We start from the raw sequence: 12,596 nt of genomic DNA on the forward strand, positions 1-12,596 counted from the left end.
GCTGTATACAATAGCAACGGCAGTTAATATCCTTCGTTTTGGGGCAGGGCGTTGCCCAGGTTGATTTCGTATTTCGGAATCGGCATAACCAGCGCCGGGGCATTGGCCGGAATGGCCGCCGTACCGGCACCGATGCTACGGCCCGAACGCTTGTAATCATGCACCCGGAAGCCCTCAAAGGCAAACTCTAAGTCCCGCTCCTGCAGCACGCTTGCCAGCGTAACGTTGGCTAAGGGTGTAGCGCGGGCCCGGGTGCGGATGCGGTTGACATCGACCAGCGCCGTGGCGCCCACGCTGGTACCAAGTCGCAGGTTGGTTTCGGCCCGGATAAGGTACATTTCAGAAAGGCGTAGAATCGGAATGTTCTGCCCCGCGTTGTTCCATTTGTACGTGCGCAGGAAGCCCGCCCGACGGCCGGTACCTTCATAAATCAGAGAGGCCCCGATTTGGGGGTTGAATCCCCGCTGGTCGTCGGCCCCGTACAGATCCACAAACGACTGATAGATGCGCACGTCGCCACGGCCACCGAAGCCGGCTGCGTTGCTCGAATAGAACGTAGCCAGACCATCGTTGGAGTTACCAGCGTTGTTCTGGTCGTTCTGCTGAATCTCGAACAGCACTTCCGACGAGTTCTTGTTGGTAAACGTGGAAACCGACGAGGCATTGAGCGAAGCGCCCGAATCGTTGATGACCTCGTTGGCCAAATCGCGGGCTGTCGCGTACTCACCGCGCTGCAGGTACACGCGCGCCAGAAACGCTTTGGCATCGTACTGATCGAAGCGGGTGCGGTCGTTGGCCTCGGGCAGCAGGTCCTGGGCAGCGGTCAGGTCGGCCAAAATTTGGGTATAGGTTTCCTCCAGCGAGGAGCGGGCAATTCGCCGGGCGGCATCAGCCTCCGTTTTGTTGGCGCTCAGGTTGATTGGCAGCCCTGGCGTGGCCGTGGGCGCGGGCACGCCCAGCGCCGCGTTGGAGAAGGCCCCGGTGGTGCGGTAGGGCTGTGCATAGAGGCGGGCCAACTCAAAGTAGAGCATGCCACGTATCATGCGGGCTTCCCCCTCAATGCGCTGCTTATCGTCGGCATCGGCTACCACGGGCAGCGCATCTAGCACTAAGTTAACCAAGTTAATAGTCTGAAAATTCTGGTTCCAGGTGCGGTCGGCCTCCGTGTTTACATCGGTCATTTGCTTGCGCGATACCTCGCGGTAGCTCTGGAAGGTACCCTGCCAGCCGATGTAAGTGAAAGTGGCAGCCGTAGGCAGATCGGCCGCCAGCAAATCAGCCATCAGCAGCAGATTGGTACCATAGGACTGCGGCAGATCAAGGCGGGCATAAACGCCAGTTAGAGCCGATTGTACGCCCTCAGGCGTGCTGAGCGCCGTGGCAGCATCAACAGACTGCTGGGGCTCAATGTCCAGTTGTTTATCGCAGCCCAGCAGCCCTAGCGTGAGCAGAAGGGCCGTTGGAGCCACCAGTCGGCGGAATGAAACGGATATAGTTTTCATGGTCGAAAGTCAAAGCAAAAAACGTGAAAGGCCTAAAATCCCAGGTTGAACCCGATGATCCAGGTTTTAGCCAGCGGCGGCGTATAGAAGTCATGCCCAAGCAAGTAGCTGGGGCGGCCGAACGCCGTGGTGTTTACTTCTGGGTCGTAGCCATCATAGTTGGTGATGGTGAACAGGTTTTGGGCCGTCACGTACACCCGCGCCGACCGAACACCACCGACCTTCAGCAGACTGGCAGGCAGCGTGTAACCCAGCGTCACGTTTTTGAACCGGAAGAAGGAGCCGCCCGAAATCCAGCGCGAAGAAGGCGCCGTGCCATTTCCGTCGTAGAGGCGCGCCTGTGGGACACTGGTCATGTCGCCAGGATTCTGCCAGCGCTTCAGCTGGTCGAGGGTCTGGTTGTCGAAGTAGTCGCCGTTGACTGACTGGAACACTCCGCCAATATTATAAATGTCGTTGCCCGAAACGAATTGGTTGAGAATGCTTAGCTCGAAGCCTTTGAAGCTGAAAGTATTCGTCAGACCGCCCGTGAAGTCAGGGTTGGGGTCGCCCAGCTTCTGCTCAACCGCAGCCGAGTAGTCGTTGGTAGTGCCCCCGTCGGCCGTGTAGTAGAGGGCGTCGCCGTTATCTGGGTCAGCACCGGCAAATTTCTTACCCCAGAACACGCCAATCGGTTCCCCTTCCCGCACCCGGCCCAGGTTACGGCCGCCGGCAATAATTTCCTGCCCGTTAAGGTTGGTAATCTCATTGCGGTTGATGCTCAGGTTAAAGTTGGTCTGCCACTTAAAATCCTTGTCCAGGTTGCGGGTGTTGAGGCTGAACTCGATGCCCCGGTTACGCAAATCGCCGATGTTGCGCGTCACGACAGGATACCCACCGGTGTAAGGCAGCTGCAGGTCGAGCAGCAGGTCGTTGGTGATTTTCTCGTACACATCCACTTCGCCCGAGATACGGCCGTCGAGGAACCCAAACTCCACCCCAATATCTGCCTGGGTGGTTGTTTCCCAAGTCAGGTCGGGGTTGCCCAGGCCAGTAGGCTGAATACCGGCCACATCAGCATAAGGAACAGCCGAGTACAAGCGCCGCGACGAGAAGTTGCCGATTTCGGAGTTACCCGTTAAACCATAGCTACCCCTGATTTTGAGGAACGAGAGAACATTATTGTCCTGCAGGAAACCTTCGTCCGAAATGATCCAGCCCAGCGAAGCAGCCGGGAACACCCCATACTGGTTGCCGGGGCTGAAGCGCGACGATCCATCAAGGCGGGCGCTGACCGAGGCCAGGTAGCGGTTGCGGAACGTGTAGTTGACGCGCGTCAGGTACGAGAGGAATGTATAGCCGGTACCGGCACTGCTGGCTGCCGTGATGCGGGCGGCCGATGCAATACGCTTGAATTGGTCATTGGGAAAGCCCCGTCCTTCGGAGGAGTTGTTCTGCTGGTCGAAGCGCTGGAACGAGAAACCGCCCAGAGCCTCAAGCGTGTGCTCTTCGCCCAAGGTTTTAAGCCAAGTAACAGTGTTGTTGGTGGTATAATTGATGCCCTGAAGTTGGTTTTGGTAGCCGTAACCGGTTGGTGCCCCATCTTCGGTATAAAGGCCCTGGTAAATCCGCTCGTTGAGATTGAGGAAGTCGTAGCCGTTTTCGGTCCGGAAAGTCAGCCCCTTGATGGGTTCGTAAGCCAACGACACATTGCCGAACGAGCGGTAGTTGCCGGAGCGGTTCTCGGCGTTATCTACCTGCAACAACGCATTATAGTAGAGTGTGTTGCGGTTGAGACCGGTTGGATCGGTGACATCGATGTTCGACTGAATGGGCGGTAGTGCGTTGAGCTGCACCGGGTTGGAGAAGGCGTTGTCGTCGGCTACCCGGTCGTTGACGGAGCGGGTGAGCGAGAGGTTGAGTCCGATGCGCACCTTTTCGCTCAGCGAGTGGTCGAGATTGGCCCGCAACGACCCGCGACGGTAGCGGTTGCCGATGATGATACCTTCCTGGTCGCTGTAGGAGCCGCTCAGGAAAAAGCGCGTTTTAGCGTCGCCTCCCGATACACTCACATCATACTGCTGCACCGAGCCCTTACGGAATGCCAGATCTGACCAAGGTGTATCGAATGGTGAGTCGAAGTCAAGTCCATTCTCCTCAAACGCCTCGGCCGGGTTGGTATAGCCCACGTTGGTGGCGGCTTCGGCGAATAGCTCCTTGTACTGATCCGCGTTCAGAAACTTGCGCAGCTTGGTTGCTTCCGACCGCCCGTAGTAGGCTCCCACACTCACGCGCGTGTCGCCGGCGCGGCCCCGCTTGGTGGTCACCAGCACCACGCCATTGGAAGCGCGCGACCCATAAATAGCCGACGAAGCGGCATCTTTCAGAATCGTGATGCTTTCAATGTCGCTGGGGTTGATGTCAGCCAACGGGTTAAGCGGCTCACCCGAGGCCGAGCCCACGTCCTGTGACGTGACGGGAATACCGTCTATTACATAAAGTGGCTGGTTGGAGGCCGTGATGGAAGAAGAACCCCGCACCCGAATCTGCACCCCGGCACCCAGCTTGCCGCTGGTCTGGTTGATCTGCACGCCCGGCGTACGTCCCTGAATAGCCTGCTCAAAGCTGACCACAGGTACGTTCTCTACGTCTTTGCTTCCGAGCTGGGTTACTGCCCCAGTCAGCTCGCGTTTCACCTGCGTACCGTACCCTACAATGATGGCTTCGCCGAGTTGGGTAGCGTTGGTTTTGAGCGTGACGGCCACGCTGGACTGGCTACCTACTGCTACATTTTGAGTTTCGAAGCCAATGGAGCTAACCGTTAGCGTGGCGCCGGGTTGCACTGCTAAGGTAAAAGAGCCACCAGCATCGGTACTTGTACCGTTGGATGTGCCCTGCTCCAGAACCGTTACTCCCGGCAAACCCGCGCCGGTAGCATCTGTTACGCGGCCGCTCACGGCGCGGGTCTGTCCAACGGCCGTGCCAGCAGTCAGCAGCAATCCTCCCATCAGAGGGAATAAGTAGTTTTTTCTCATGCGGAGGACCTCCCAGAGAGGCAGCTAAAGTGAAGCAGCCACAGCATCGGGGCGGGGCCGGGGCGCAATGCCGGGCGCTGCTGCCGAGACCAAAATCCAACCACTGAAGTGGTCTGGATTCTGAGAGGACTGCAAGGTATCTGCAATAAGCAATATATTTTATCAAAAACGCAACTGTTTTAGGCTCAACTACTCATATTTATGGCCAAACGCCGCCCGCTACCTACCTTTACTTCCATTGCCCGCCAGCTCGTGCGGGCTGTCATTCTTGCCGATTACTTAATGCCCGATATTCAGTTTATCACGGACGCATCGGCCGTGGCCGACGCGGCCCGCAACCTGCACCAAAGCACCCGCGTTGCCCTCGACCTGGAGTTCGACGACATGCGCTACCGCTACGGCCGCCATCTGGCCCTGATTCAGGTGTTCGATGGCCAGACCGTTTACCTGATTGACCCACTGGAGCTGGAGAACGAGGCCCTGGACCTGGAACCGCTTTGGCAGGTGCTGCGTGACCCGGCCATTACCACCGTGTTTCACAGCTGTAAATCCGATATTCTGCTGCTCGACGAGCTCTACGGCGTACACGTGCGCAACATCGTGGATACCAGTGTGCAGCACACGCTGCTGGCCGAAGCCGACAACAACATCTCGCTGGGCCGCCTCATTCAGGAGGAGTTGGGCCTGGAGGTGGACAAAGGCGAGCAGAAATCGAACTGGCTCAAGCGCCCCCTCACCGAGGCCCAGAAGCAGTACGCGGCCAACGACGTGCTGTATCTGTTCGAGCTAACTGACCGGCTCAGCACCAAGCTGGCCGCCCTGGGCCGCACGAGTTGGGCCGAGCAGGAAAACGAGGCTCTTGAAGAAGTGCGCTACTCGCGCGACGAGCGGCCCTACATGCGCTTGGCCGGCAAATACCGCATTCAGCCCATCGAGCTGCCCATGTTCCGCGACCTATTTATGCTGCGCGATGAGGTAGCCCGCCATATCGACCGGCCGTCGTACATGATTGCCAGCAACGACCGGCTGGCCGAGCTCACGCGCCTGCCCGTTACCAGCACCGGCCACCTGCGCAACGCCAACGGCCTGCACCCCGAGCTCAAGCGCGGCACCTTCGCCGACCGCCTTGTGGCCCTGAGCCAGGAGGACCGGGCGCCCGAGCCGCCACTGCCCGCCGACCGGCGCGGCTTCCCGTCGCGCCGCCGCCTGAGCGGGGCCAAAGCCGCCGAGGCCGACGCCCGTGAAGCCCTGCTGACCACGCTCAAAACCCAACTGGCTGCCGACCACAGCCCTATCATGGCCAACCTCGTGCTCAGTAACCGCCTCATCAACGACATCATCGAGCAGGGCGCCGACCAGGTCCTGCGCCCCTGGCAGCACCAGCTACTCGCCGAAACCGCCCAGCAGCATAACCTGGATTTTGCCCGCATTGCGGCACCCTTCGAGAAGTAAGACAGGAGAAGTAAGGGGTGAGACGACTTTTTGTTGACCCAAAAAAGTCAACAGAAAGTCGTCTGAAGTGGGCTAGTTAAGACGGGCAGCGAGACGTCTTGGCTTCCGCTGCTACTTACTGCACCAGTTCGAGCCCATATACTCCAATCAAGCTGCCATAGCTCACAGCCCGTTTCGACTGCACAATCCCAAAACCACGGATTAGTGGCTGAGCGCAACTATTCAACTGCCGGCTGAACAGTCCCCAATCCTTTTATCTCTTGCCAGAAAGCTTCATCTAGCTGCGATGAGTTGAAGCACAGTCTTGGAGAAAACAGGATTGAGTGCGGCCAATTTGCTGCCGATATTAGCGGTAGCGGCTCCCTTCCAGCCTGTGTTAGCAGCCCCTGCAGCAGCACCAGCCCCGCTCCCCGAAATACCAGCTCGTACACTTCTTCTAACGTGTCACGCTGCCAGTCCACGCCCAATGCGAATTGAGCCAGGCATCGCCCGTTGTCAACTTCTTCCTCCACTTCGTGGCAGGTTGCCCCGATAATGCTCAGGTTTAACGCTTTGGCCTGGGCCACTGTTTCCATACCAATAACTCCTTTGAATGCCGGCAGCAGCGAATAATGCAGATTGATAAAACTACCGGGGGGGAGCAGGGCCAGCGTTTCAGCATCAATTATTTTATGAATGTTTGTTACGACAAAATCGGGAGCGGCTTCCAGCAGCGCTTCTCGTAAAGCGAAGGGGCTTTTGCGCGTATAGGCTAGTTGTTTTGCCGGCAGACCAACCGACCGGGCATAGTCAAGACCACCACAAGGACGGTCTGCTAGCACGGCTACTATATCTAAGCCCAGTTGTAGCCGTTGGTTGGCCTGATGAACAACCTTAAGTGTTCCGCCGTTGCCGGAGATTAAAAACACTATCCTGACTGATTTCATAGTGGCTTAATTTACAAATGTTTCTCGCTCTACAAAATTAGGCCGGCGGGTAGTTTTCAAATTGATGCGGTGAATGTATTCGCCCAAAATACCCATTCCCAGTAAAAGTAACCCCACGCCAAAACCTAGCATGATGATGAGGTTTGGAAAGCCTGGAGTCAAATCATTTAAAAATAACTCGCGAGCCAGAATATATAGTGAATAAGTTGTCATGAGCACAAACACCACCACGGAAGTGAGCGAAAGCAGCCGCACCGGCAGGTCCGAAAACGTCACGAAAATATTGATGGAGTGCTCAATGAGTTTGCCAACCGTGTAGGAGCTTTGTCTGGCGGCCCGTTCGTGATGCCCAACGGTAACCACGCCCACACTTTGGGTTATCCAGGTCAGGTAACCATCCAAGAAAGTATACGAGTTGGTCATATCCAGGCAATAACGGGCAATGGCGGCCCGAATCAGCCGGAAGGCCGTAAAATCGGGGTGCAGGCCCGGAATACCTATTGCTAGCAGCTTCTTGAGCATCCGGGAGGTAAAATTCCGGAAGCCACTGTGTTGTAAAGCGTCGTAGCGGCCATATACCACATCATAATCGCCTTCAGTCTGCTTGGCAAGCAGCAGCCCAACGTCGGCCGGACTATGTTGTAAGTCCTCGTCCATCGTAACGATAAAATCGCTCTGGGCATGTGAAAAGCCGCAAATCAGGGCATTGTGCTGACCGAAGTTGCGGGCCAAACGCACAATCTTTACCCGTTCGGAACCAAACTCGGCCTGTACTTCCTGCATCACGCACCACGAATGGTCAGGACCGCAGTCGTTCACAAAAATAACTTCATAGCTCAGCCCGGCAGCACAGAAAAACTGGTCTAGTTGCTGGGTCAGTGGGCGGATGGTGTCCTGCCCGCGGTAGGTGGGCACCACCACCGAGTACTGTAGTCGGACGTACATCAGGCAACGGACACAACATCTGGTTGCACAAAGCTTTTCATATATTTTGGCGCATCTGGACCAGTGTTGAAGAGTAAATCCAACACCGAAACTCCATGCTCAAACGCACCCCGACCCAGTTGCCGGTATTCGGGGTAGCCACTGTAATCCATCCAGTGCAGCCCGATGCCAGCCTGAGCAAAAAGGGCCGCATCGAGGTAGTTGCGCGCCGCTGGCCCCGAAACGTAATCAGTACCGCCTGCATCCTGCACCAGCTGCACCAAACGTTCCGTTTTACCTTCACCCAACTGATAGTCGGTCGACCAGCTTAGCTTGGTAGTGATACCCAGCCAGCCACAGATAGCGCGAATAAAGGCGCTGTTAATCTGACTTAAATTGGTAAAACCTGGGGTGTGGTAAAGTGCTTCCAACTCATCTTTATATTGGTCGAAATACGGGGCTTTAGCGTACGTTTGCGCCAATGTTCGCCAATGTTTAACAGCCCACTTCGGATCAAACACTTGTATTTGATTGATTTTTTGGCTTAACCTCTCTTGCCGCACCGCAATGGTTAACCAAGATATTTCTTGACCAATCTTGATTTTGTTACGGTTGCGCCAATCATTTTTAGTATACTGCATTTCATCGTACATAATAAACTCATCTACGGAATTAATCAAATCAAAATACCCTTTCCAAGGTATATAGTTTGACTGCAGAATAGCAATTTTTTTTATCATGACCTGATAATATCAACAGAACAAGTTGAGCAATATTTTACTCAAGCAAATTCACATATCATTCATCAACTAGTTGAACCGAATTAGTGTGTCGTTCAACGAGTAAACGCAAACCTGCGTCGCTTCATCTGGCAGGTTTCACCATTTGCTAAACGGTTATATATAGGCTCAATTTACAGCACTAATGAAGCAGCGGAGGTAATCACTATCGCCAATGACCTCTCACTTCTCAGAAGAGCTTCTCGTTCTGCTGGTGGCGGGTGGCGTCGCGCTGGGTTTTCTTAGCCAGGTTGCGGTTCAGGGCATCAGTGAGGTCGATACCAGTTTGGTTGGCCAGGCAGATGACCACGAACAGCACATCGGCCAGCTCGTCGGCCAGCACCTTGTCCTTGTCCGACTCCTTGAACGACTGCTCGCCGTACTGCCGGGCGATGATGCGGGCCACCTCGCCCACTTCCTCCGTGAGCATGGCCATATTGGTCAGCTCGTTGAAATACCGGACGCCAGTGGTGTTAATCCACTCGTCTACGGTTTGCTGGGCCTCGGCTATGGTCATGGGTTCGGTTTTTTGGAGTGGTGGATTGATGTACTGATGGGCGTGCAATCGTCAACTTATCAGCACATTAAAATAATCAGCTGTCAAGCACAATGGTTACGGGACCGTCGTTGAGCAGCTCCACCTGCATATCGGCCCCAAACTCGCCGGTGGCCACGGGGCGGCCCAGCAGCTCGGCTACTACCTGCACGAATTGCTCGTAGAGGGGCACGGCCACCGGCGGCGGGGCCGCCCCGATGTAGCTGGGACGGTTGCCCTTGCGGGTATCGGCCAGCAGCGTAAACTGACTTACTACCAGCACTTCGCCGCCCACATCCTGCACCGAGCGATTCATCTTCCCTTCTTCGTCGGCGAAGATGCGCAGCTGCACCATTTTGCGGGCCAGCCGGTCGAGAATGGCCGCATTATCGTCGGGGGCGAAGCCGGCCAGCACCAGCAGGCCGGGGCCAATCTGGCCGGTAACGCGGCCCTCCACGCTAACACGGGCGTGGCGGACGCGCTGGAGTACAAGGCGCATGGGCGGTGAGGGGGTGAGTTTTATGTGCTGCCAGTGCTTGAAGGGCGGTTTTCGGGCCAGCAAAGAACGGCATTCAGCGCGAAGCACTTAATGACGCCCGAATCGTTGTTGCGGTCGTTATATGCCCCTACGCGAAATTCTTCGCTTCGCGCTGAATGACGTTCTTTGCTGACTTGGTTTTTCCTGCTTTAAACAGCGCCCGTTGAACAGCACGCTCACCCTCTCACGGCAACAGTCTTACTACCTCGGCTTCGCACTACTGCTGTTGGTGCCGGTGCGCCTGCATGGCCTCACCGAGGGCGCGCTGCCCGACTTCGACTCGGTGCGCAACTGGCAGATTGTGCAGGAAGTGGCGGCCGGCGACTTGCGCCACCTGTTCCGGCACGCCAGCCCGCTGTTCATGCTGCTCTACGCGCCGGTAGCCTGGTTTACTTCCGACTACCGGGTGTTTCTGGTGCTCAATGCACTGCTGGCCCTGGCGGCCGTGGGGCTGCTGGCGGCCTTTGTGGCCCGCGAAACCCGGCTGCCGGGCTGGCAAACCGGTCTGCTCACGCTGCTCATGGGTACGGCCACCTTCCTCACCTACGGCGGCCGCGACTTTACGATGAGTTCCGGCAGCCTGCTGTGTTTCAGCGGGCTGCTGGGCGCCTACTACCGGCGGCTCCGGGAGCCCAGCTCAGCCACGCTTTATCGGGCTGCCATCTGGCTGCTGCTGGGCCTGAGCTTCAACTACAAATTTCTGCTGACGCTGCCTATTCTGGCCGTACTGGAATGGTGGCGGGCCGATGGGCTGCTACTGCACCGGGGCCGCTGGTGGCGCGTGGGCTTGCTGCTGGCCGCGCCATTTATAGTGCTGAGCGCGGTGGGCTGGCTGGCGGGGCTGCGCTGGTACGCCTGGGTAGCCGTGTACTACAGCATCCTATTCCCCGGGGCCGCCAACGCCGCCGGCCGCACCGCCACGCTGCACCTCGATTTGCTGTACTACCTGCGTTTCCTGCTCGATTTTGAATCGTGGCTGGTGTGGGTGGGGCTGTTGGGGCCGCTGGCGCTGCTGGGGCCGCAATGGCGGGCTGGTCGGCTCAAGCGGGGCCAACCGTTGCCGCCCGAGCTGTATCTGGCCGTGTGGGGCTGGTGCCTGTTGGCGGGCATGTCGCTGCTGCTGAAAGCGCCGCGGGGGCTGCTGTGGGCCTACGGGCTCTGGTACGCGCTGGGCCTACTGATGCTGGCGCGGCCCTGGCGCGGCCGGCAGCTACCGGCTCCGGCGTTGGCGGCGCTGCTGCTGGCGGTTCTGGCCGGCAACCTTTACCGGCTTCAGCGCGAAGTGTACGCCTACGCCCGGCCCAGCAGCTATCCGGCCGTGGCCGCGTGGCTTGCGGCCCACGGCGGCGGCCCCGTGGCCAGCACCGTAGGCCTGGCCCTGGCCCCCTTCCACCCCGATACCGTGCGCTCCATAATAAGCGAGCAGGCCCTGCCCGCCTTGGCCCGCCAGGGCTACCACTACGTGCTGCTCGATGCCTACTGGCGCGTGACCAACGTGCGGCAGTTCGACTCACTGCGCAGCCAGCCGCCGCTGGCGGCCTGGCCTGAGCCTGCCCTCACCTCCCCCCTGCTTTTTCTGGAGCACTCCGAATTCACCGGCCTCAGCTACCAGCAAACCTTGCACCTGCAGCAGCAAGCCCGCCAAGACACGGCCCAGCTGCGGGTGTATGAGATAGTGAGAAGTGAGAGGAGGTGAAAGGTGATAAAAGGCACGTCATTCTGAGCGAAGCCGGAGGCGAAGTCGAAGAATATCTACCGATTCGTTGGGGCTAAGCGAGTTAGCATTGCAGTAGAGATTCTTCGGCTTCGCTCAGAATGACGTGCCTTTTCTCTCCTCTCACTTCTCACTACCTACCGCTTCACCCCCAGGCTGTCCAGGCGGCGCTGGTAGCGGCGGGCGTTCTGCAGGTGCTCGGCGTAGGTTTCGGCGAAATCGGAGAAGCCGCTGCCGTCGGGGCGGGCGCAGAAGAACACGAACTTGTGGCGGGTGGGGCGCAGCACGGCGTCGAGGCTCTGGCGGTTGGCCGACGTGATGGGGCCGGGCGGCAGGCCTTTGTGCCGGTAGGTGTTGTAGGGCGAATCCACCAGCTTGTCCTTGTTGAGCACCCGCTTCACCCCAAAATTGCCAATGGCCCAGAGTAGCGTCGGGTCGGCCTGCAGGCGCATGTTGGTGCGCAGGCGGTTGAGGTAGGCCCCGGCAATGATGGGTTTGTCGGTGGGCTTGGCGGTTTCGCGCTGCACGATGCTGGCCAGTACGTGCACCTGGGTGGGCGAGAGGCCCAGCGAATCGGCCCGGCGGCGGCGCTCGGGCGTCCAGAACCGGGCGTGGGTGGCGGCGGCCGAGTCGAGCAGCTGCGGGGCCGAGGAGTTCCAGAGCAGGCGGTAGGGCCCGGGCAGGAACAGCGTGAGTATCGTGGTAGTATCGAGCTGGTAGCGGCGCTGCAGGTAGGCGTTGTCGTTGAGCAGGCGGCGCAGATCCACCGAATCGGCCTCAAAGGTGCGGGCCAGCTGCCGGGCCAGCTGGGGCTTGTACTTGAACGCGTTCAGCGTGAAAGCCACCGTGTCCTGCTCGCCGCGGGCCAGCATTTCTACCAGCGCCCGGTTGCCCAGTTCGGACCGCAACTGGTAGCGGCCGGGCTGCACGTGCTGTGGATAGTTGTACCAGCGGGCCACCCGGTCGAAAGTCTGCTCATCCTTCAGCAGCTCGTGGTGGCGCAGCGAATCGAGCACGGCGCCGTAATCCGCCCCCGTACCGATATACAGGTAGGCCGGCCCGAAGGCCGATTCGCGCACGTTGGGCCGCTGCAGCAGCCACCACGCCGCGCCCAGCCCCACCAGAATCAGGGTGCTGAACGCCAGCAGGAAAATAAGCCAGAATCTGCGCATTGTGTGATGATTATGAGGTCCGGAATCCAGTGTTTTTTTC

The 12,596-nt window shown here is 58.3% G+C and carries 10 protein-coding genes; 2 read left to right on the forward strand and 8 right to left on the reverse strand.

Annotated elements, in window-relative coordinates:
* Window positions 1-23 precede the first annotated feature (23 nt).
* Both D0N36_RS08635 and D0N36_RS08640 read right to left on the reverse strand, forming a co-directional pair.
* Window positions 24-1,502 carry a RagB/SusD family nutrient uptake outer membrane protein gene (locus D0N36_RS08635; protein WP_116940995.1) on the reverse strand — a complete coding sequence of 493 codons (1,479 nt, stop codon included), beginning with the start codon at window positions 1,500-1,502 and terminating at the stop codon, window positions 24-26.
* Window positions 1,503-1,534: 32 nt separating this feature from the next.
* A complete protein-coding gene (locus tag D0N36_RS08640; protein WP_242478852.1) occupies window positions 1,535-4,489 on the reverse strand; it encodes a SusC/RagA family TonB-linked outer membrane protein in 2,955 nt (984 codons plus the stop codon).
* A 228-nt stretch (window positions 4,490-4,717) separates the two neighbouring features.
* On the opposite strand from D0N36_RS08640, the gene D0N36_RS08645 reads away from it, so the two are divergent.
* Complete coding sequence (locus tag D0N36_RS08645) at window positions 4,718-5,968, forward strand: ribonuclease D (RefSeq protein WP_116940997.1); 1,251 nt, start codon at window positions 4,718-4,720, stop codon at window positions 5,966-5,968.
* A gap of 218 nt (window positions 5,969-6,186) precedes the next feature.
* Here the strand turns inward: D0N36_RS08645 and D0N36_RS08650 are convergent, their stop codons facing one another.
* The 5 genes from D0N36_RS08650 to dtd form a co-directional block, all read right to left on the reverse strand.
* The gene (locus D0N36_RS08650; protein ID WP_116940998.1) at window positions 6,187-6,894 is read right to left on the reverse strand and encodes a formyltransferase family protein; all 708 of its coding nucleotides are present in this window, start codon (window positions 6,892-6,894) and stop codon (window positions 6,187-6,189) included.
* A 6-nt stretch (window positions 6,895-6,900) separates the two neighbouring features.
* Window positions 6,901-7,809: a glycosyltransferase family 2 protein gene (locus D0N36_RS08655; RefSeq protein ID WP_242478853.1), complete on the reverse strand. Its 909-nt coding sequence runs from the start codon at window positions 7,807-7,809 to the stop codon at window positions 6,901-6,903.
* 29 nt (window positions 7,810-7,838) lie between these two features.
* The gene (locus tag D0N36_RS08660) at window positions 7,839-8,558 is read right to left on the reverse strand and encodes a WbqC family protein (protein WP_190242584.1); all 720 of its coding nucleotides are present in this window, start codon (window positions 8,556-8,558) and stop codon (window positions 7,839-7,841) included.
* Window positions 8,559-8,787: 229 nt separating this feature from the next.
* Entirely contained in the window at window positions 8,788-9,114 is a 327-nt protein-coding gene (locus D0N36_RS08665) for a nucleotide pyrophosphohydrolase (protein ID WP_116941000.1), read from the reverse strand.
* Between the two features lie 76 nt (window positions 9,115-9,190).
* Window positions 9,191-9,631, reverse strand: coding sequence for a D-aminoacyl-tRNA deacylase (gene dtd / locus D0N36_RS08670; RefSeq protein WP_116941041.1), 441 nt, complete (start codon window positions 9,629-9,631; stop codon window positions 9,191-9,193).
* A gap of 202 nt (window positions 9,632-9,833) precedes the next feature.
* Here dtd and D0N36_RS08675 point away from each other — a divergent pair, with 202 nt between their 5' ends.
* Window positions 9,834-11,366 carry a hypothetical protein gene (locus tag D0N36_RS08675; RefSeq protein ID WP_116941001.1) on the forward strand — a complete coding sequence of 511 codons (1,533 nt, stop codon included), beginning with the start codon at window positions 9,834-9,836 and terminating at the stop codon, window positions 11,364-11,366.
* A 155-nt stretch (window positions 11,367-11,521) separates the two neighbouring features.
* On the opposite strand, the gene mltG is transcribed toward D0N36_RS08675, so the two are convergent.
* The gene (mltG, locus tag D0N36_RS08680; RefSeq protein ID WP_116941002.1) at window positions 11,522-12,556 is read right to left on the reverse strand and encodes an endolytic transglycosylase MltG; all 1,035 of its coding nucleotides are present in this window, start codon (window positions 12,554-12,556) and stop codon (window positions 11,522-11,524) included.
* Between the last annotated feature and the right edge of the window lie 40 nt (window positions 12,557-12,596).

It is taken from the genome of Hymenobacter lapidiphilus (assembly GCF_003417065.2).
In the GTDB taxonomy this organism is placed as follows: domain Bacteria; phylum Bacteroidota; class Bacteroidia; order Cytophagales; family Hymenobacteraceae; genus Hymenobacter.